The organism is Thermobacillus xylanilyticus (genome assembly GCF_907165215.1).
Taxonomy (GTDB): Bacteria; Bacillota; Bacilli; order Paenibacillales; family Paenibacillaceae; genus Thermobacillus; species Thermobacillus xylanilyticus.
Window position 1 is genome coordinate 37589 of record NZ_CAJRAY010000006.1, and the last position, 19819, is coordinate 57407.

The 19819-nt window shown below is 60.4% G+C and carries 19 protein-coding genes; all 19 read right to left on the reverse strand.

What is annotated here, in order from left to right; translation table 11 throughout:
• Positions 1 to 98: 98 nt before the first annotated feature.
• Entirely contained in the window at positions 99 to 4406 is a 4308-nt protein-coding gene (locus KJQ12_RS01640; RefSeq protein WP_213483216.1) for a PolC-type DNA polymerase III, read from the reverse strand.
• Between the two features lie 106 nt (positions 4407 to 4512).
• Positions 4513 to 5961: a proline--tRNA ligase gene (gene proS, locus KJQ12_RS01645; protein WP_213483217.1), complete on the reverse strand. Its 1449-nt coding sequence runs from the start codon at positions 5959 to 5961 to the stop codon at positions 4513 to 4515.
• Between the two features lie 31 nt (positions 5962 to 5992).
• Positions 5993 to 7270, reverse strand: a complete 1278-nt coding sequence (rseP, locus tag KJQ12_RS01650; protein WP_213483218.1) for an RIP metalloprotease RseP — start codon at positions 7268 to 7270, stop codon at positions 5993 to 5995.
• A gap of 581 nt (positions 7271 to 7851) precedes the next feature.
• Entirely contained in the window at positions 7852 to 8994 is a 1143-nt protein-coding gene (locus KJQ12_RS01655) for a 1-deoxy-D-xylulose-5-phosphate reductoisomerase (protein WP_213483219.1), read from the reverse strand.
• 51 nt (positions 8995 to 9045) lie between these two features.
• Positions 9046 to 9837: a phosphatidate cytidylyltransferase gene (locus KJQ12_RS01660; protein WP_213483220.1), complete on the reverse strand. Its 792-nt coding sequence runs from the start codon at positions 9835 to 9837 to the stop codon at positions 9046 to 9048.
• 19 nt (positions 9838 to 9856) lie between these two features.
• On the reverse strand, positions 9857 to 10618 hold the full coding sequence (locus KJQ12_RS01665; RefSeq protein ID WP_213483221.1) for an undecaprenyl pyrophosphate synthase: 762 nt from the start codon (positions 10616 to 10618) through the stop codon (positions 9857 to 9859).
• Positions 10619 to 10709: 91 nt separating this feature from the next.
• Positions 10710 to 11264, reverse strand: coding sequence for a ribosome recycling factor (frr, locus tag KJQ12_RS01670; protein ID WP_213483222.1), 555 nt, complete (start codon positions 11262 to 11264; stop codon positions 10710 to 10712).
• Entirely contained in the window at positions 11264 to 11992 is a 729-nt protein-coding gene (gene pyrH / locus KJQ12_RS01675; RefSeq protein ID WP_015254936.1) for a UMP kinase, read from the reverse strand. Before pyrH ends, frr begins: the two co-directional genes overlap by 1 nt.
• Positions 11993 to 12091: 99 nt before the next feature.
• The gene (tsf, locus tag KJQ12_RS01680; RefSeq protein WP_213483223.1) at positions 12092 to 12742 is read right to left on the reverse strand and encodes a translation elongation factor Ts; all 651 of its coding nucleotides are present in this window, start codon (positions 12740 to 12742) and stop codon (positions 12092 to 12094) included.
• Between the two features lie 226 nt (positions 12743 to 12968).
• Positions 12969 to 13667, reverse strand: a complete 699-nt coding sequence (gene rpsB / locus KJQ12_RS01685; RefSeq protein WP_213483224.1) for a 30S ribosomal protein S2 — start codon at positions 13665 to 13667, stop codon at positions 12969 to 12971.
• A gap of 171 nt (positions 13668 to 13838) precedes the next feature.
• On the reverse strand, positions 13839 to 14453 hold the full coding sequence (locus KJQ12_RS01690) for an MltG/YceG/YrrL family protein (protein WP_213483225.1): 615 nt from the start codon (positions 14451 to 14453) through the stop codon (positions 13839 to 13841).
• Positions 14446 to 15009 (reverse strand): hypothetical protein, encoded by a 564-nt coding sequence (locus KJQ12_RS01695; RefSeq protein ID WP_213483226.1) that lies wholly within the window; start codon positions 15007 to 15009, stop codon positions 14446 to 14448. Before KJQ12_RS01695 ends, KJQ12_RS01690 begins: the two co-directional genes overlap by 8 nt.
• 23 nt (positions 15010 to 15032) lie before the next feature.
• The gene (locus KJQ12_RS01700; RefSeq protein WP_213483227.1) at positions 15033 to 15350 is read right to left on the reverse strand and encodes a hypothetical protein; all 318 of its coding nucleotides are present in this window, start codon (positions 15348 to 15350) and stop codon (positions 15033 to 15035) included.
• A gap of 56 nt (positions 15351 to 15406) precedes the next feature.
• Positions 15407 to 16810, reverse strand: coding sequence for a flagellar assembly protein A (locus KJQ12_RS01705; protein WP_213483228.1), 1404 nt, complete (start codon positions 16808 to 16810; stop codon positions 15407 to 15409).
• Positions 16811 to 16832: 22 nt separating this feature from the next.
• Positions 16833 to 17618: a FliA/WhiG family RNA polymerase sigma factor gene (locus KJQ12_RS01710; RefSeq protein WP_213483229.1), complete on the reverse strand. Its 786-nt coding sequence runs from the start codon at positions 17616 to 17618 to the stop codon at positions 16833 to 16835.
• A gap of 188 nt (positions 17619 to 17806) precedes the next feature.
• Positions 17807 to 18241, reverse strand: a complete 435-nt coding sequence (locus KJQ12_RS01715; protein WP_213483230.1) for a hypothetical protein — start codon at positions 18239 to 18241, stop codon at positions 17807 to 17809.
• 1 nt (position 18242) lies between these two features.
• Complete coding sequence (locus KJQ12_RS01720; RefSeq protein ID WP_213483231.1) at positions 18243 to 18728, reverse strand: chemotaxis protein CheD; 486 nt, start codon at positions 18726 to 18728, stop codon at positions 18243 to 18245.
• Positions 18725 to 19345, reverse strand: a complete 621-nt coding sequence (locus KJQ12_RS01725) for a chemotaxis protein CheC (protein WP_213483232.1) — start codon at positions 19343 to 19345, stop codon at positions 18725 to 18727. Before KJQ12_RS01725 ends, KJQ12_RS01720 begins: the two co-directional genes overlap by 4 nt.
• Positions 19346 to 19348: 3 nt before the next feature.
• Positions 19349 to 19810, reverse strand: coding sequence for a chemotaxis protein CheW (locus tag KJQ12_RS01730; protein ID WP_213483233.1), 462 nt, complete (start codon positions 19808 to 19810; stop codon positions 19349 to 19351).
• Positions 19811 to 19819: the final 9 nt, after the last annotated feature.

Genomic DNA, 19819 nt, shown 5'->3' on the forward strand with positions numbered 1-19819 from the left:
CACTCTTCGTCGTCGGCGAACCTTCAGTTACATCATTACCGGAAAAATTATAGCACAGTCGGATGAGCATGGCAACTGCCTGCACCGAAAGATTCGCCTCAGAACAGCGACAGCTGGTTCGTCTCCGGCAGCCCGCGGAAACAGCCCATCGCGGCGAGCTGCTCGACGATCGTCTTCGAAGCGCGCGAGCGCGTCTGGAAGTCCTCGATCGAGAGGAAGGGGCCTTCATCGCGCGCGGCTGCGATGTTCCGCGCCGCGTTCTCGCCGATGCCGCTGATCGCGGCGAACGGCGGGATGAGGGCGTTTCCGTCGATCTTGAACTTCACCGCGTCCGAGCGGTACAGATCGATCGGCTTGAAGATGAAGCCGCGGGCGGTCATCTCAAGCGCCATCTCGAGAATCGACACGCTGTTCTTCTCCTTCGTCGTCGCGTTCAAGCCCTTCTCCTCGATCTCGTTGAGCCGGCGCAGAATGGCGTCGTATCCCTGGCACAGCGTCTCGAGCTCGAAGTCTTCGGCCCGCACCGAGAAGTAAGCGGCATAGAACTCGATCGGATGGTACAGCTTGAAATAGGCGGTCCGCACGGCCGAGATGACGTAAGCGGCGGCATGCGCTTTCGGGAACATGTACTCGATCTTGAGGCAGGAATCGATGTACCATTCGGGCACGCCGCACTTGCGCATTTCCTCGATCCATTCCGGCGTGAGCCCCTTGCCCTTCCGCACGCTCTCGGTAATCTTGAACGCGAGCCCGGCGTCCATGCCCGCCTTGTAGATCAGGTACAGCATGATGTCGTCGCGGCAGCCGATGACCGTCTTGATCGTACAGGTGCCGTTCTTGATCAGTTCCTGCGCGTTGCCGAGCCAGACGCCGGTGCCGTGCGACAGGCCGGAGATCTGCAGCAGGTCGGCGAACGATGTCGGCTTCGCTTCGCTCAGCATCTGCCGGACGAACTTCGTGCCCATCTCGGGCACGCCGTACGTGGCAACCGGCGTCTTGATCTGCTCCGGCGTGACGCCGAGCGCCTCCGTCGAGCTGAACAGGCTCATCACCTTCGGATCGTTCATCGGAATCGTCGTCGGGTCGACGCCCGTCAGATCCTGCAGCGTCCGCATCATCGTCGGATCGTCGTGGCCGAGAATGTCGAGCTTGAGCAGGTTCGCCTCGAAGGCGTGGTAATCGAAATGGGTCGTCTGCCATTCCGCGCTCGTGTCATCCGCCGGATACTGCACCGGGGTCACATCTTCCACTTCGATGTAATCCGGAACGACGACGATGCCGCCGGGGTGCTGGCCGGTCGACCGCTTCACGCCGGTACAGCCCATCGCCAGCCGCTTCAATTCGGCGCTGCGCCATTTCTTCCCGTGGTCTTCCTCGTACTTTTTCGCAAAGCCGTACGCCGTCTTCTCCGCCACGGTGCTGATCGTGCCGGCGCGGAACACGTTTTTCTCGCCGAACATGACCTTCGTGAAGTTGTGCGCGTGCGGCTGGTATTCGCCGGAGAAGTTCAGGTCGATATCCGGCACCTTGTCGCCCTTGAAACCGAGGAACGTTTCGAACGGAATATCCTGCCCTTCGCCCTTCATCGGCTGTCCGCACTTCGGGCAGTTCTTGTCCGGCAGGTCGAAGCCGCTCGGCACGCTGCCGTCAAGGAACCATTCGCTGTGCTTGCACGCTTTGTTCTTGCATATGTAATGCGCCGGCAGCGGGTTCACCTCGGAAATGCCGAGGAACGTCGCGACGACCGATGAACCGACCGATCCGCGGGAACCGACCAGATAGCCGTCCTCGTTCGACTTCTTGACGAGCGCGGCCGAAATCAGGTAGTTCGCCGAGAATCCGTACTTGATGATCGGGTTCAGTTCCTTCTCCAGCCGGTCGACGACCACCTGCGGCAGCGGATCGCCGTACATGTCCTTGGCGAAGGCGTAGCATTTCTCCCGGATTTCCTGGTCCGCGCCCTCGATGATCGGCGTGAACAGCTTGTCCGGGAACATGTCGTAGACCTCGAACCGTTCCGCCAGCTCCACCGTATTCTTCACAACGACCTCGTACGCTTTCTCCTCGCCGAGGAACGCAAATTCCTGCAGCATCTCGTCCGTCGTGCGGAAGTGGGCGTCCGGCTTGCGCTGCTCTTTGAGCGGACTGTAGCCCGTGATGCCGTGGATCGTAATGTCGCGGAAAATTTTGTCGCGCGGGTGCAGGTAGTGGACGTTGCCCGTCGCGATGACCGGCTTGCCCAGCCGCTCCCCGATCTCGCAGACGCGCCGGATCGCCTGTTCGATTTCCGCGCGGCTCTGCACGAGCCCTTTGTCCACCAGGTGCATGTAGAAATCGATCGGCTGAATCTCCAGCACGTCGTAAAATTGCGCGACTTCCTCCGCCTCTTCCACCGTCTTGTTCAGCACCGTCTCGAAAAATTCGCCCTTCTCGCATCCCGACAGGATGAGCAGCCCGTCGCGCATCTCGTTCAGCTTCGACTTCGGCATGCAGGCAACCTTGTTGAAATATTCGGTATGCGAGAGGGAGATGAGCTTGAACAGGTTCTTCTTGCCCTTCGCATTCAGCGCGTAGACCCCGCAATGGAACGGGCGGGCGTTCGACAGGTCTTTGCCGGCGTGGTCGTTCAGCTGATGGAGCCCTTCGATGCCCCGCTGTTTCGCGTCGGCGATCAGGCCGAACAGGATGCCGCCCAGCGCCGCCGCGTCGTCCACCGCGCGGTGGTGGTTCTCGAGGCTGACCTTGTATTTCTCGGCCAGCGTATTGAGCCGGTGGTTCTTCAGCGTCGGATGAAGCATCCGCGCCATCTCCAGCGTATCGAGCACCGGATTCGGCAGTTCCGGCAGGCCGATCGCCTTGCAGTTCGCCTGGATGAAGCCGATGTCGAACCGCGCATTGTGGGCCACGAGCACCGCGTCGCCGACGAACTCGACGAATTCGCGCAGCTTCGGTTCCAGCTCGGGCGCGTCCTTCACCATGTCATCCGTAATGTTGGTGAGCTGCTGGATATTGTACGGAATCGGCTCATGCGGATTGATGAACGTCTCGAACTTGCCCGTCACCTTGCCGTCCCGCATCTTGACGCCCGCAAGCTCGATGATCTTGCTGTTCAAGATCGAAAGACCGGTCGTCTCGATGTCGAACACGACGTATTCCGCCGAAGCGAGGGGTTCCTCCCGCGGATTGAGGACGATCTCCACCTGGTCGTCCACGACGTTCGCCTCGACGCCGAAGATGACCTTCATATTGTGCTTCTTCGCCGCCTTGAACGCCTCCGGATAACAATGCACGTTCGCATGGTCCGAGATGGCGATCGCCGGATGGCCCCATTTCGCGGCCGTCTTGATGTAAGCGTCAACCGGCGTCACGGCATCCATCTGGCTCATCGTCGTATGCAGGTGGAATTCGACGCGCTTCTGCTCCGCCGTATCCATCCGCTCCGGAGGTGCCGGCACTTCGTGCAGGTCGTTCGGCATCATGACGAGCTCCGGCTCGGCCATGAACTTGTCGTACTCGACGCGGCCGCGGGCGCGGATCCAGATGCCGTCCTTGAGGAGACTGAGCACGGCGGCATCGTCCTTCGACTTCGCGAACACCTTCATCATGATCGAATCGGTGTAGTCCGTGACGTTGAAGGTGTACAGCGTATTGCCGTTCCGCAGTTCCCGCGTCTCGAGACCGAATACGGTCCCCTGTACCGTGATCCTTTTCTCTTCTTCCGTGATGCTTGAGATGGGCACCGGCTCATCGCGGATTTCGTAACCGTACACCAGCCGTTCCGCCGCCGGACGTTCAGGCGGAGCGGCCGCGGCGGCGCTCTGCATCAACGCCTGCACGAGCTCGCGGTCGGCCTGTTCGCGCTCCTGCAGGAACCGCTCGTATTCGCCGCGGCCCGAGTCGCCGGCCATCAGCTTGACCTTGCAGGAGCGCCTGAACCTCCGCTCGAAGAACCGTACGGCCGCCTCGTCGATTTTCCGTTTGCGCGCCAGCTCCAGCCCCATCTCGTCAAGCAGGACGACCGTCAGCCGCCCGCCGTCCGTCTCGATGCCGGCCTTGCCAAGCCAGCCGTTGACGGAGACGATCTCGCTCGCCGCCCATTCCACGAAATTGTCCCAATGGGCGCGCAGCACCTGATCCGTATCCGTCTCCAGATCATATTCGAGCACAAATTCGACGTCGGCTATCGGGCCGAACGTTTCGCGCGCACGGCTGACCAGCAGGCTGTACTGCCTGGCCGGCAGCACGGACGTTTTCCGGATGAAGAACGTCCACCGTCTGCTGGCGGCGGACACTTCCACGCGGTCGAGCAGCCCGTCGGCGAAATCCGAATTGGCTTCCTCGCCGGTCAAGCCGATTTTCGCAAGCAGAAGCCCGAGTTTCTCGCGTCTGCCGTCGGTACGGTTCATTCCCCATCCTCTCCCGTTCCTTAAGAAAAACGGATGGCGCCATCCTCCCGGAAGGCGCGTCCGCTTGGCTGTCCTGGCTGTTGAAGAAATACCGATTCGCCGGCGATCAGTACGCGCGGGCGAACACGACGGTATGCGCCGCTTCTTCGCCGCATACCAGACATTTCGTCTTGCGCGACGACGGTTCGAACGGAATGTTCCGGCTCGTCGCGCCCGTCTCGTCCTTCACCTGACGTTCGCACGCTTCGGAGCCGCACCAGCCGGCCTCTACGAATCCGCGCGACTCTTCCATGAATGCCTTGAGCTCGTCCAGCGTATCCACCGAACGCGAGTGCTCTTCCCGGAACTTCTTCGCCAGCTCGAACATCGTGTTGTGGATCTCGTCGAGCGCCTTGAGCACTTCCTCGACGATCTTGTCCTGCGGCACCGTCCGCTTATCGCCGCCGACCCGCGGAGCGAGCACGACAACGCCGTTCTCCATGTCCCGCGGTCCGAGCTCGATGCGAAGCGGCACGCCGCGCATTTCATACTCGTTGAACTTCCAGCCCGGGCTGACGTCGTCGCGATCGTCGACGCGGACGCGAACGCCCGCTGCTTTCAGCTGCGCATACAGCTCGTCCACTTTTGCAATAACTTGCTCGCGCGTCTTCGGCGGGCCCACCGGCACCATGATGACCTGGGTCGGCGCGACCTTCGGCGGCAGCACGAGTCCGCGGTCGTCGCCGTGGACCATGATCAGGCTGCCGATGAGACGGGTTGACACACCCCACGACGTCGTATGAACGTACTGAAGCTGATTGTTCCGGTCCAGATATTGAATATCGAACGCTTCCGCGAAATTCGTGCCGAGGTAATGGGAAGTGCCGGCCTGCACCGCACGGCCGTCCTTCATCATCGCCTCGACCGAATAGGTGTCGATCGCGCCCGCGAACTTCTCGGACGGCGTCTTCTGGCCGGCAATGACCGGAATCGCCAGGAAGTTTTCGATGAAGTCGCGGTAAATTTCGAGCATGCGCATCGTCTCTGCGCGCGCGTCCTCTTCATTCTCGTGCGCCGTATGGCCTTCCTGCCACAGAAACTCGCTCGTGCGGAGGAAAGGCAGCGTTCTTTTCTCCCATCGGACGACGTTTGCCCACTGGTTGATCAGCACCGGCAGGTCGCGGTACGACTTGATCCACTTGGCATACATGTGGCCGAACATCGTCTCCGACGTCGGACGGATCGCCAGCCGCTCTTCCAGCTTCTCGCCGCCCGCTTCCGTCACCCACGGCAGCTCGGGATTGAAACCTTCAACGTGCTCCTTCTCCTTCTGGAAGAAGCTTTCCGGGATAAATACGGGGAAATACGCGTTCCGGTGGCCGGTTTCCTTGAACCGGCGGTCCAGCTCGCGCTGAATGTTCTCCCACAGTTCATAGCCGTCCGGCCGGAAGACGATGCAGCCTCTGACCGGCGAGTAATCCATCAGTTCCGCTTTCCGGATGACGTCGATGTACCAGCGCGAGAAATCTTCGCTCTGGGGGGTAATTTCGGTTACGAACCCTTTCTCCTTCGACATAAGCGCCTCCTGCTCTAAACCCTGGTCCACATCAACCGCGGATCAGATTCAGAATGTCGTTGTACGTGACGGCCAGCATGAGCAGCATCAGCATCGCGAATCCGATGAAATGCACCATGCTCTCCCTGTTCGGATCGATCGGCCGTCCGCGAACCGCCTCAAGTCCGAGGAAGATGAGGCGGCTGCCGTCAAGCGCCGGAATCGGCAGCAGGTTGAAAATGCCGAGATAGAGGCTCAGGATCGCCGTCCAGCTCGTCAACTGCTCGATGCCGCGCGCCGCAATCTGGCCGGTCACCTGCGCGGTCCGGACCGGTCCGCCGAGATCGTCCAGTTTGAATTTGCCGGTCACCAGCATTTTGAATCCTTCGAAAATGTTGATCGTCATGTTCTTCATCGCGGTGGCGCCGAATTTCACCGTCTCAAGCGCCGTCGCGCGCCGCATCGGATAGCCGGTCAAAATGCCGACTTTGCCGGTGCCGCTCTCTTCGTCGTACGCTGGGGTTACCGTAATGGTCATCGGCTGGCCGTCGCGCACGATTTCCCACGTCATCGGTTTGTCCACGGATGAGCCGATGAGCTGCAGCATTTTCTCCGAATCGGTGCCGATCGTCTCGCCGTTGATCTTGATGATCTCGTCGCCGGCTTTCAGGCCGGCTTTGGCTGCGGGCGCATCGTCGCTGATCACTTCGCCTACGATGAGCCGGTCGGGGTTCTCCTGCGGGACGCCGACCATTTGCACATACGCCATGAACAGCACGAACGCCAGAATCATATTCATCATCGGGCCGGCGAAAATCGCCATCGCCCGCTGTCCGACCGTCTTGCCGCCGAACTGCCGGTCAATCGGCGCGATCTGCGTCTCCTGCCCGCGCGCGATGACGAGCGCCTGCGGGTGAACCGCATAGGATTCCCGCACACCGTCCGCGTTCAGGACGATCTTCAGTTCGCGCTCGAGATCGATCGCGTCGATCTCGCCGCGCACGACATTCGTCCGCTGCTCAAGCCGGTCGAGATAGATCCGGTCGATGACGCCGTCCTTGAGGCTCACCGCGATCGTCTGGCCCGGCCGGGCTTCGATCACTTCCGGATCCTCGCCCGCCATGCGGACGAAACCGCCCGCGGGGATCAGGCGAAGCGTATAGCGGGTCTCTCCCCTTTTGAACGACAACAGTTTCGGCCCGAAGCCGATGGCGAACTCGCGCACGAGTATGCCCGCCCGCTTGGCGAAAAAAAAGTGTCCCCATTCGTGGATCGAGACGATCACGAAGAAGACGAGAACGGTCATCAGCACGACCTGAACCATTTCCATGCAAGGAGCCTCCGTTCGTTACGGCCTGTACATAGATTATCATTATTCCGCCGTACGAAACAAGAGAACTTGCCAGTCGCTACGCCTGTACGGATGTGGCTGAGCCTGCAAAGCCACATCCGTGCAGAATGCGGCCGGTAAGCGGCGGCAGATCGCTCGGGCGGCGCCGATCAGAGCAGCTTGCGGCACCCCGCTGGCGGAGCTGCCGGAACACGGCTCAAGTAACGCTGTAACGCGGTATTCACGCTACAACCGCTTCGGCGCAGCTCCGGACATCGCTGTAACGCGGTATTCACGTTACAGCCGCTTCAGCGCAGCTCCGGGCAACGTTGTAACGCGGTATTCACGCTACAACCGCTTCGGCGCAGCTCCAGGCAAGGCTGTAACGTGGTATTCACATTACCGACGCTATCGCAGCGCCGTTACCGGACCCAGCGACGATCTGCGATCAGAGATCGATCGCAGTTATCGGAACGCCGTTATCCGGTTCCGGCGTTGAGGCAGCGGCCACAAGCTACCCGCTGCTACAACGCCGTTACACGGTTTCCGGCGCTGCAGCCTCGGAGTCGGGCAATCCGACGCTATCGCAGCGCCGTTACCTCCCTGCGCACCCGCGCATCCAATTCCGCAATCGCCTCGTATGTATCCACCGGTTCCGGAGGAAAACGGTCGAGCATCGCCGCGATCGTATCCTCGATCTCGAGAAACGCGATCTCGCCGCGCAGAAACCGTTCAACCGCCGCCTCATTTGCGGCGTTGAAGACAAGCGGCGCCGAGCCGCCTGCGCGTCCCGCTTCATACGCCATCCGCAGGCACGGATAGCGCTCGAGATCCATCGGCCTGAAATGCAGCCGTCCGATCGCCGCCAGATCGAGCGCGGGCGCGGGCGACGGCCGACGCTCCGGCCAAGTGAGCGCATACTGGATCGGAATGCGCATATCCGGCACGCCCAGTTGGGCGATCACGCTGTTGTCCGTGAATTCGACCATGGAGTGGATGATGCTCTCCGGATGGAGCAGCACGTCGATTTTTTCATAAGGCATCGCATAAAGCCAGTGAGCTTCGATCACTTCAAGCCCCTTGTTCGCCATCGTCGCCGAATCGACCGTAACTTTCGCTCCCATCGCCCAATTCGGATGGGCCAGCGCCTGTTCGACCGTCACATCCTTCAGTTCCGCGCGCGTCCGGTCGCGGAATGCGCCGCCGGATGCAGTGAGCGTAATCTTCTTTACATCCGCGCGCCGCTCACCGTTTAAACATTGGAAAATGGCGGAGTGTTCGCTGTCCACCGGCAGGATCGATACGCCTCGCGCTTCCGCAAGCTTCGTGACGAGATGCCCCGCCGCCACGAGCGTTTCCTTGTTGGCAAGGCCGACGGCCGCTCCCGCTTCGATGGCGGCGATCGTCGAGCGGATGCCGCGGCTGCCGACAAGCGCCGTTACGACCAGTTCGGCACCTGCGCCTGCCGCCGCTTCGATCAGCCCTTCCTCGCCATGCAGCACCCGGATGCCGTCCGGCAGCATCGACGCCGCCCGTTCCGCCGCCTCCTTCGTCGCCAGGCTGACGACCGAGGGGCGGAATTCAAGCGCCTGCTGCACGAGCAGCTCGACGTTCCCGCCCGCCGCGAGCGCCGCCACGCGGTATCGCTCGGGGTCATGACGGATGACGTCGAGCGTCTGGGTGCCGATCGAACCGGTCGATCCGAGTATCGAGATCGTCTTCATCCTGTCCTCCTTGTACGAATGAGACATGTGAGATTTGCGATTGCGGACATGCTAGGGGATGAGACCGGTCAGGACAAGCAGCGGAAAGACAATCAGCCAGCTGTCGCAGCGGTCGAGCACGCCGCCGTGTCCGGGGAGAAGGCGGCCGGTATCTTTCACACCCCGCAGCCTTTTGTATGCGGATTGGATCAGATCGCCGAGCTGGCCGGCGACCGACGCGGCGAGGCCGATGGCAAGGGCGCGGCCGAAGGACAGCCATCCCGGCGCGGACAGCGCGAAGACGGACGCGACGATCAGCGCGGTCAGCACGCCGCCGATGGCGCCTTCGACGGTCTTGTTCGGACTGATGGCAGGCCACAGCTTCGTCCGGCCGAGCCATCTGCCCGCGAAATACGCGCCGGTGTCCGACGCCCAGATGCAGCCGAACGCCAGCGCCGTCCAGAAAAGACCGTGCTCCCCTGCAGCCCGTACGTCGATCATCGCGGCGAAGCCGAAGCCAACGTAGACGGCGCCCATCAGAAGCAGCGACGCCCCGTCGAGCGTCGCCTTGTTCTTCGTCACCACGGTGATCGCGAGAAGCAGCGCCGCCAGCGGCCAGATGACATTCTGGTCCGGGAAGGCGGACAGCCCGGCCTGCTCCCACGGGAAGACGATGGCGGCCAGACCGGCATAAGCGAAAAGGACAAGCGGATGGCCGAGTTTCATGTCATTCAACCGCACATATTCGTAAAAACCGATGATTGCAAGCAACAACAGCAGGACGTTATAGTACCATCCGCCGAGCACGGCTGCCGCGGCAAACAGCAGACCGGCCAAAAGTCCGGTGGCGATCCGTTGTTTCATTCCCGCTTACGCCTCCATCCTACAATCCGCCGTAGCGGCGCGTGCGGCGCTGGTATTCGCCGACCGCTTCGTAGAAATGCGCTTCCGTAAACTCAGGCCAATAGATGTCGGTGAACCACAGTTCGCTGTAGGCGAGCTGCCACATCATGAAGTTGCTGATCCTCAGCTCTCCGCTCGTCCGGATGAGCAGATCCGGTTCCGGCATGCCGCAGGTCTGCAGGCGCGATTCGAAATCGGATTCGGTGATCGCTTCGGGATCGAGCCGGCCTTCCGCCGCCTCGCGGGCAAGCGCGCGGACAGCTTCCAGCATCTCCTTGCGGCTGCCGTAGTTGAGGGCGAAATTGAGCACCAGGCCGGCGTTGCCGGCCGTCCGCCGGATCGCTTCATCGATCGCTTCGAGCGTATGGGCCGGCAGACCTTCGCGCTGACCGATCATTCTGACCTGGACGTTGTTCTCGATCAGTTCATCCAGCTCGATCGCGAGGAATTCCTGCGGGAGTCGCATGAGGAAATCGACCTCCGCTTTCGGCCGCTTCCAATTCTCGGTGGAGAACGCGTACAGCGTCAAGAAACGAATGCCCAGCCGGTTCGCCGCGCGAACCGCCCGCTTGACCGCTTTCATGCCGGAACGGTGGCCCGCCGCACGCGGCAATCCCCGCTCTTTGGCCCATCGCCCGTTCCCGTCCATAATGATCGCCACATGCTGCGGCAGATTGTCCGGCGACAGCGCTTCCGGCTCCGCCGAACGCGATCCAATCCGCCCGCGAATTCGCTCGAACATGCGCACCCTCCCCACAGGCTGTCTTCGGCCCGCCGCAAGGCCGCCCATAACTTCAGCAGCCCCGCCTGCCGGAGGGGCTGCTGGAATCGCACTACACTTCCATGATTTCTTTCTCTTTGGCGGCGATGATGCGATCCACTTCCGCAATGAACCGGTCCGTCAGCTTCTGGATATCTTCCTGGTGGCGGCGCGATTCGTCTTCCGACAGCTCGCCTTTCTCCAGTTTCTTGATGTCGTCATTCGCATCCCGGCGGACATTGCGAATCGCCACTTTCGCCTCTTCGCCGAATTTCTTCGTCTGCTTCACCAGATCGGTCCGGCGCTCTTCCGTCAGCGGCGGCACGCTGAGCCGGATGATCGAGCCGTCGTTTGCCGGCGTCAGGCCGAGCTCGGACTTCATGATCGCCTTCTCGATCTCGCCCAGCACCGATTTGTCCCACGGCTGGATGACCAGCGTACGCACGTCGGGCGTATTGATCGTCGCCAGCTGGTTGACCGGAGTGGGAGCACCATAGTAGTCCACCAGAATGCGGTCAAGCATGGCAGGCGTTGCCCGTCCCGCGCGCAGCGTCGCAAGATCCCGGCGCAGCGCGGCAATCGCCTTGTCCATTCGTTCTTCGGCATTCTTCTTGATCGTTTGCGGCATTATTTCACACTCCCTTTCACGATCGTTCCGATTTTCTCGCCCATGACAACCCGCTTGATGTTTCCTTTCTCCGTAATCGAGAAGACGATGAGCGGAATATTGTTATCCATGCAGAGCGACGATGCCGTCGAATCCATGACGCCCAGATTCTGGTTCAGCACATCCAGATACGTAAGCTCGTCGTACTTCCGGGCGTTCGCATCTTTGAACGGATCGGCCGAATAAACGCCGTCAACCTTGTTCTTGGCCATCAGAATGACTTCCGCCTCGATCTCCGCCGCACGCAGCGCGGCCGTCGTGTCGGTGGAGAAGAACGGGTTGCCCGTCCCGGCCGCGAAGATGACGACGCGTCCTTTCTCCAGGTGGCGGATCGCCCGGCGGCGAATGTAAGGCTCCGCGATCTGCTGCATCGCGATCGAAGTCTGCACGCGCGTCGGGACGCCGATTTGTTCGAGCGCATCCTGAAGGGCAAGCGAATTCATCACGGTTGCAAGCATGCCCATGTAGTCCGCGGTTGCGCGGTCAATTCCCTTCGCCGAACCCGCGATGCCGCGCCAGATGTTGCCTCCGCCGACGACGATCGCGACTTCCACGTTCATCTCGACGACTTCCTTGACCTGTTCCGCGATCGACGAGACCATGCCGGCATCGATGCCGTATCCTGTCTGTCCGGCGAGCGATTCTCCGCTGACCTTCAGCACGATCCGTTTAAATCTCGGTCGCTCCAATGGGATTACCTCCATCTTGCACCTCTGGCTGAGGCTGTCTGTGTTGGGAATAGAGCGACGGCGGAGCGGACCGTCCGCCCCGCCGTCGCTTGAAAAGAATTACTTCTTCACCTGAGCCATGACTTCTTCGACGAAATTGTCTTGTTTCTTCTCAAGACCTTCGCCGAGTTCGAAGCGGGCGAAGCGGCGGATCGAAATATTTTCGCCGATCGTGCTGATCTTCTCGTTCAGCAGTTCCTGCACCGTCTTGTCCGGATCTTTCACGAACGGCTGCTCCAGCAGGCAGTTCTCTTCGAAGTACTTGCTGATCCGGCCTTCAACGATCTTCTCGACGACTTTCTCCGGTTTCCCTTCATTGAGCGCCTGCGTGCGCAGGATTTCGCGTTCCTTGTCCAGTTCTTCCTGCGGCACTTCCTCGCGGCGCACATACTTCGGATTGGAAGCCGCGATATGCATCGCGATGTCGCGCACGAATTCGCGGAATTGATCCGTCTTGCCGACGAAGTCCGTCTCGCAGTTCACCTCGACGAGCACGCCGATCCGGCCGCCGCCGTGGATGTACGATTCGACAACGCCTTCCGTCGCGATCCGGCCGGCTTTCTTCGCCGCTGCGGCCAGACCTTTCTCGCGCAGAATTTCCGCGGCGCGGGTCATGTCGCCGTTCGCTTCTTCCAGCGCCTTCTTGCAATCCAGCATGCCTGCGCCCGTCTTTTCGCGCAGTTCTTTCACTTCTGCTGCAGTTATCGCCATATGGTGAACCCTCCCGATTTTCGATGCTTCATGAAGCGCCGTGTCGGCGCCGAAATTTGGTTGCAAGCAAAACGGACGCGCCTGCCCGGGAGGACGGCGCAAGCCGTGTTGCGGTGGATAAGCCGATTACAAGCTTACGCTTATAAACGCTTATGTTCTTACAAAAAGGGCGGCGAGAGGTTTGCACCTTCCAACCGCCCTTGCTGCCGGGTCCATGGCCTCGACGTCAAGCGGACGTCTCTTCCCCTTGATTCGCTTCCACGATCGCATCCGCCATCTTCGAGGTCAGCAGTTTGACCGCGCGGATCGCGTCGTCGTTGCCCGGGATGACATAATCGATCTCATCCGGATCGCAGTTCGTGTCGACGATGCCGACAATCGGAATGCCGAGCTTGCGCGCTTCGGCTACCGCGATGCGCTCCTTGCGCGGATCGATGACGAACAGCGCGCTCGGAAGGCTGCGCATGCCCTTGATCCCGCCGAGGAACTTCTCAAGCCGCTCCTTCTCCTTGCGGAGCAGGATGACTTCTTTCTTCGGCAGCACTTCAAACGTGCCGTCCTCTTCCATCTTCTCAAGCTCGCGCAGACGGTCAATCCGCTTCTGGATCGTCTGGAAGTTCGTCAGCGTGCCGCCGAGCCAACGTTGGTTGACATAGAAATGGCCGCAGCGTTCCGCTTCTTCCCGAACCGAATCCTGCGCCTGCTTCTTCGTGCCGACGAACAGAATCTTGCCGCCGTTTGCCGCGACTTCACGGACGAAGTTGTAGGCTTCCTCGACTTTCTTGACCGTCTTCTGCAGGTCGATGATGTAAATCCCGTTCCGTTCCGTGAAGATGTATTTCTCCATCTTCGGGTTCCACCGGCGCGTCTGGTGGCCGAAGTGAACCCCGGCTTCAAGAAGCTGCTTCATGGAGATAACCGCCATCTTCACAACACCTCCTCTGTGGTTCATAATCCTCCGCCAATCGCATCTTCCGCCAAAACTTCCCGCCGGGAAGCACCATTGACGGAATTGATCGACGTGTGTTCTGGACACCGTCAAATACTATACCATATCTTGTGCGGGGGTGCAAGGCAATGACCGGCGTGTCCGGCGTCACTCCGAAGGCGGGCTCGTAATGATCTTCCGCACTTCTTCCAACGTCTCATTGCCGGTGAACGTATAGTAGCCGGCCCTGATCTTGGTGCTCATGCGGGCCATCAATTCCATCAACGCATCCGCGTCGTCAATGACGCCCTTTGATTTCAACAGCCCGGCCGTTTCCGTGAGCGTCATGCCCGGCTTGATGCGAACATTAATATTGGCGTTCGCACCTTCGTCCGTATTCCCGGCCTCCGCTTCACCGGTCTGCTCTCCGACATTCGCGGACGGTTCGCCGCTTTCGGCCGAGGGCGATTCGCCGCTTTCGCCCGCGGATGAAGCACCGCTGTCGTTCGTTCCGTCGGCCGCCGGGGTGTCATCCGTTATTCCCGCATCCGCTTCTCCGGCGACGACCGCCGCCTGCTCGTATTCCCGCCGCACCCGCTCTTCCGCTTCCGCGATGCGCGCGTCGAGTTCGGACTGCGTGTAGAGCGCATCTTCTCCGGTGATCCTGTCGATATCCGCAAGACGCGCGGACTGCTCCCTTCCGGCCAGCATGAGCTGCAGCAGCACCGCGCCAGCGATGAGTCCGATTCCGAGTCCGAGCAGCAAGGACCGCTTGTCAACCATTCCGTTCTTCCTCCTGCTTCGCGAGCTGCAGAATCAGCATCACTTCGCCTTTGTTCATGCCGGTCTGCCGGGCGATGGCGTCAACGGACTTGCCTTGATCATGCAAGGCGAACAGTTCGGCGTACCGGCTTCGGATCGTCGATTCGTCACGGTCTTGCTGTTCCTCGCCGCCTTCCGTTTCCGTCTCCGCGGCCTGCGCGTCAACCGCCGGCGCCGGCTCGGCCGGCGCGCCGGGCCGAAGACCTTCGATCCGTTCTTCCAGCCTGCGCTCGGTCAGGCTCACCCGTTCCTCCAGTTCGGCCGCGCGTCGTTCAAGCGCGGCGATCCGCTCGTCCCGGTTCGCGTTCTCTTCCCGGTTGCGCTTCTGCATGCCGGCGATCGATTCGGCAATCTCCCGGTTGTCCGCCTCCATCGTCTCCATGAATTGCTCAAGCGCCGTCTGCAGCTGCACGGCGCTTGCTTCATCAGGCCTGGAGCCGGCATTGCGGCGCGGCAACAAAAACGCGGCCGCCGCGGTGACGGCCCCGAGCAGCACAATCAGCTGCCATGGATCCACATTCAATCCCCCGCAATCATCGTTCAGAACGAAATATCGATATGCTTTCCTTTGTACGGATGCGGAGCATCCTTAGGCGGGCGGGGCTCATCCGGCCTGTTCTTCCCCTGCTGCTGCCCCCGGCCGCCTCCCTGTTGCCTGGGCTGGCCGTCACGGATCGGACGGTTCTCGGCTTCTTCCGGCGCGGCGCTTGTCTGCCGCATCCGTTCCGTCTCTTTTTCACTTTGCGCAGCCAGCATCTGCTGTTCGGCCGCCGGCCTTGCAAGCTGATTGCCGTAATAGCCCGAAACCTCGGGTGTGCGCGGGATTGCGATTTGAAAGTCGATCGGTTTGAACGGCATCGCCATGCCCTCCATTCATCCGGATCGTCCTTGCCACAAGTGCAGCCGGCCTTGCATCAGTACAGCGGCAGCATGGTGATTTCGCCGTCTGCGAACTTGAAATAGACGCGCGAACAAGGCTCTTTCACGAAACGGGTGTACCGGCCAATGACAATCTTCGTGCCGCCGTAAATGGTGTTGATGACTTCAACGCGCGCGTTCTCCGTATCTTCCAGCAGTTTCTCGATTTCGAGAATCCGCTCTTTCACGATTTCGATCTCTTCCATCGTCTGACGCTTCGTCGTCGCGAGCTTCGACCGCATGAGCAGTTTCTCGCCGGTGAGCTGTCCGGCGGCCGCCATCTGGTCAAGCAGTGCGAGCGCCTTGTTGGTCTTGTCGAGATTCTCGCTCTGCTGGCGCTGCTGCGTCCGCAGCTGATTCAGCTCGTACCGAAGTTCCGGCGCGACACCGACTTCGATCGTCGTTGCCGTGGACAGCGTATTGCCGATCGTTCTGGCTCTCACTTTCTCGCCGGCCTGAATCGATCCGCCGACGATCAGCCCTTTGGCTCCATAGCAGATGACGCTGCGCGCCGCCCGGATGTTGGAGTGCATGATGCTCTGCGATACGATGATGTCTTCGCCGGCGAACACATTGCCGTCCTGGATGAAGGAACATCTCACATTTCTGCCGGCTTTGACGGCCCCCTTGTTACCGGCCATGATGCCGCCCGTAATCTCGACGGAACCTTCCGCTTCGATCTCGGCGCCTTCCACGCCGCCGACGATGCGGATGTCGCCTCCCGCCTTGACGCGAAAACCGGTCAGTACGTTGCCGCGGATGACCACGGTGCCGACAAAATCGATGTTGCCCGTCTTGTAGTCCACGTCGCCGTTCACTTCGTAGACGGGAAAAACGTTGATTCTCTCCCGCTCCGTCTTGGTCACCATGCCGTCGATTGCGGCGTACATCGCGGTCTGTTCGGCATTGACCAAGACGTTCTTCCCCACGCGAAAGCGGGCTTCCTTGCCGTTCTTCGCCGGGAGCACTTCGCCGTTCACCGCTTTGCCCGGTATTCCCGGTTCCGCCGGCACGCGTTCGGCAATGAGCTGGCCTTTCTTCACGTTCCGGATCTTCGTCAGTTCCTTGAAATCGACAGTGCCGTCTTCGAGCTCGACAGGCCTGCGCTCATCCTCGTCAAGATCGACGACGAGCCGAATTGCGCCGTCTTTGCCTTCGATCGGCGGCTGCCCGGCGGCAACGACGGTCTGGCTGTAAAAATAGGCTTTCGGATTGCGTGCGATGCCTTCGAGAACATCGCGCCGAATGCCGAATACAATGCCGCGGCTGCGCAGATACTCATCCAATTGTTCAGCTGTGCAGCGGAAGTCGTCCACCGCCTTGTGAAAGTAAAGGGCGGCGGACAGGTTGTTCGGCGAAATCGTCACACCGATCAGCGATTCCAGGTCGGACGGCTCCATAATGATCACTCCCTTTTGATGATCAGTTCTCGAGCAGCTGCTTCTTCTGCTTGTCAAGCGCCCCCCGCAGACGCAAAATGGCTTTCGAATGCAGCTGGGATATGCGTGAAGGGGAGAGCGACATCACTTCGGCGATTTCGCTCAGCGAAAGCTCTTCATAATAAAACAGCGAGATGACGATGCGCTCCTTCTCCGTCAACCGTTCGATGCCTTTGATGAGCGTCTCCTTCAGGAAATGCTCCTGCACTTTGTAGTCCGGGTTTTTCGCTTTCTCGTCCACCAGCATGGACAGACGCGTCTCCGACTCTTCCTCGCGGATCGGATCTTCGAGCGAACAGACCGTCGTCACCGCAATCTCCTGCAGCATCTGCTGAAACTCCCGTTCCGACACGTTCAGGTAGGCGCTCACTTCCGCATCGGTGACGGAACGAAGAAGCTGCTGCTCCAGATGCGCGTATGCTTCTTCAATTTTCTTGGCTTTCTCGCGGACGGACCGGGGCACCCAGTCTCCCTGGCGGAGGCCGTCAATCATGGCGCCCCGAATCCGCCAGGAAGCATACGTCTCGAATTGCAGCCCCCGCCGGTGATCGAATTTCTCGATGGCATCGATCAGCCCCATGACGCCGTTGCTGGTGAGATCGTCCTTGGACACGTTCTTCGGCAGGCCGATCGCCATCCGGTTCGACACATATTCCACAAGCGGCAAATAATATTCGATGAGCTGCTTCTTCGCTTCGATATCGCGGTGTTCTTTCCACTGCTGCCACAGTTCAACGTTGGACATACGGGTCGTTTTCGGTTGGATCATCGTCCTCTCACCCCTTCCTGCTTTCCTCAAGTAAAACGGCTCGCGCCATCTACCTCCGGCGGCTCGCGCCGTCCCGATCAAGCGAGCGCATCCGATATTCGTCGGGAGATAAGCCGATTGGCGAGCGGGCAGCTTGTCCGGATGATCGCGTTTTGCTTAAGGAAAGCGTTCCTGGCATCCGCATGCGGTCAATTTTCGCCTTCTTGCGCCAGATGGCGCACGGCCTGCGCAAGCTCTTCCGGGTCTTTGTCTTCAATGGAGAAAACGCGTTTCGGCTCGAGCGGACGGAATTCCGCGGCCGCCGCGTTGCCTGGCTGTCCGGATTCCCGCTGTGCCTTGAGCATCTCGCTCAGTTCGGACTCGTCGTCCGGCGTCTTGAGATCGACGTGCGCGCCGGTTTCCCGGGAATCAGCCGCCGCACCGAACCCCCGCTCGGCATCGGCCGAAGCGATGATCAGCTGCAAGGCTCCGCGCAGCAGATAACCGGCAACGAAAAATGCGGCGAACGCGTACACTGCGCGCAGACACGAGACGGCAAAACCGTTGTTGCCCAGCGAGAAGAAAAACGTGAGCAGCATGCCCGCCAATCCCAACACGAGATTCCAGCGAATGGATCCCAGCATCTCAAAGCTCCTTTGTTCCGTACTGTATGCTCCGTATGGTCAAAACCCCGGTCGCGCTGTCCAGCTCGATCGTCCGGCCATAGTTGGCACCGGTGTCTTCGGCAATCAGCGGTATGTCCAGTGATGCAAGCATCATCTTGCATGTTTCGACATTTCGTGGCCCGATGCGCATCGTATCCTGTCCGGCGAAGGCGAACATCTGGGCGCCGCCGGCCAGTTTGGCGACCAGTCTCCTGCGCGAAGCGCCGGCCGCAAGTATCGCATCCAGCATGTCCGGCAGCGCGGTGTCTGCATATTTCGCGCGGTTGAACTGCTCTTCGCGCGCGATTTCCGAGGATGGCAGCATGATATGGGCCATGCCGGCGATCATTGCGGCACCGTCGTAAAGCGTCAGGCCGACGCAGGAACCGAGCCCGGTCGTCTTGAGCACACCGCCCGACGAGGCGATTTTCCAGTCGGCCATGCCGACCTTGATCAGTTCTGTCATGAGCCCGGCACTCCCAGCGCGCGGAAGATCTTCTCGAACGACTCCGGATCCGGGATCAGGAAGAACTGGCCTTCCACGGTGTCGCGGTCCTCGAGAAACTTCGTCTCGATCAGCAGGGCGGCGTCGCCCATTTGCCCGAATTGCAGCAATCCGTAACTCAGGATGGCTCCCGCCATATCGATGGCCAGCGAAGGCACGGTGGGTGTCATGGCCAATTTGGTGAAATCGGCCAGCGACGACAGGTAGGATCCTGCCAGAATATTGCCGATTTCATTGAGCGCGGACAATTCCATGTCCGAATAGGCGCCATCTTCCGTGTCGATGGACAGCAGATTCCGGAGAAGCCGTTTTGCCGAGTCTTCCCGGATGATGAAGAACATGTTGCCCGGCGCGTCGCCTTCGACGCGGAGAAAAACGGCGATGACGACCTGTTCGGCGCCGCCGACGCGGTCCGCGATTTCTTCGAACGGCACCAGACTGACCGTCGGCACGGACATGTCGACCGGATGGTTCAGGATGCGGGACAATGCGGTTGCCGCATGCCCCGCTCCGATGTTGCCGACTTCCTTGAGCACATCAAGCTTGAACTCGTCCTTGAACTCGTTCCAGAGACTCACACTTCAGCCCTCGAACTGTTCAAGCTGGATGATTTCATCCTTGTTCAAAACTTCAACCAGGTTCAGCATGATGAGCAGGCGGTTGTCGTCCATTTTGGCGACGCCGCGCAAATATTTCGCCTTGATGCCGCCGACGACTTCCGGAGGCGAATCGATATGGTCGCTGTCGATGTCGATGACGTCGTTGGCAGCATCGACGATGAACCCGACCTCAAGGTCATTGACCTGCACAATGATGATCCGCGACGATTCCGTCGGCTCGGTCTCCGGCAGACCGAAGCGGCCGCGCAGATCGATCACCGGAATGACGACGCCGCGCAGGTTGATGACCCCCTTGACGAATGCCGGCGTCTTCGGTACGCGCGTAATGGGCATCATCCGCTCGATCGTCCGTACCTTGTCCACCTCGATGCCGTACTGCTCGTCCGCCAGCGCGAAAACGATGACTTTCAGTTCTTCACCCATGGGAAGACC

What these genes read in the sequence shown, in the direction of transcription:
- KJQ12_RS01640 (WP_213483216.1), bottom strand. Translation starts at nt 4,406, where the DNA reads ATGAACCGTACCGACGGCAGACGCGAGAAACTCGGGCTTCTGCTTGCG.
- proS (WP_213483217.1), bottom strand. Translation starts at nt 5,961, where the DNA reads ATGTCGAAGGAGAAAGGGTTCGTAACCGAAATTACCCCCCAGAGCGAA.
- rseP (WP_213483218.1), bottom strand. Translation starts at nt 7,270, where the DNA reads ATGGAAATGGTTCAGGTCGTGCTGATGACCGTTCTCGTCTTCTTCGTG.
- KJQ12_RS01655 (WP_213483219.1), bottom strand. Translation starts at nt 8,994, where the DNA reads ATGAAGACGATCTCGATACTCGGATCGACCGGTTCGATCGGCACCCAG.
- KJQ12_RS01660 (WP_213483220.1), bottom strand. Translation starts at nt 9,837, where the DNA reads ATGAAACAACGGATCGCCACCGGACTTTTGGCCGGTCTGCTGTTTGCC.
- KJQ12_RS01665 (WP_213483221.1), bottom strand. Translation starts at nt 10,618, where the DNA reads ATGTTCGAGCGAATTCGCGGGCGGATTGGATCGCGTTCGGCGGAGCCG.
- frr (WP_213483222.1), bottom strand. Translation starts at nt 11,264, where the DNA reads ATGCCGCAAACGATCAAGAAGAATGCCGAAGAACGAATGGACAAGGCG.
- tsf (WP_213483223.1), bottom strand. Translation starts at nt 12,742, where the DNA reads ATGGCGATAACTGCAGCAGAAGTGAAAGAACTGCGCGAAAAGACGGGC.
- rpsB (WP_213483224.1), bottom strand. Translation starts at nt 13,667, where the DNA reads ATGGCGGTTATCTCCATGAAGCAGCTTCTTGAAGCCGGGGTTCACTTC.
- KJQ12_RS01690 (WP_213483225.1), bottom strand. Translation starts at nt 14,453, where the DNA reads ATGGTTGACAAGCGGTCCTTGCTGCTCGGACTCGGAATCGGACTCATC.
- KJQ12_RS01700 (WP_213483227.1), bottom strand. Translation starts at nt 15,350, where the DNA reads ATGCCGTTCAAACCGATCGACTTTCAAATCGCAATCCCGCGCACACCC.
- KJQ12_RS01705 (WP_213483228.1), bottom strand. Translation starts at nt 16,810, where the DNA reads ATGGAGCCGTCCGACCTGGAATCGCTGATCGGTGTGACGATTTCGCCG.
- KJQ12_RS01710 (WP_213483229.1), bottom strand. Translation starts at nt 17,618, where the DNA reads ATGATCCAACCGAAAACGACCCGTATGTCCAACGTTGAACTGTGGCAG.
- KJQ12_RS01715 (WP_213483230.1), bottom strand. Translation starts at nt 18,241, where the DNA reads ATGCTGGGATCCATTCGCTGGAATCTCGTGTTGGGATTGGCGGGCATG.
- KJQ12_RS01720 (WP_213483231.1), bottom strand. Translation starts at nt 18,728, where the DNA reads ATGACAGAACTGATCAAGGTCGGCATGGCCGACTGGAAAATCGCCTCG.
- KJQ12_RS01730 (WP_213483233.1), bottom strand. Translation starts at nt 19,810, where the DNA reads ATGGGTGAAGAACTGAAAGTCATCGTTTTCGCGCTGGCGGACGAGCAG.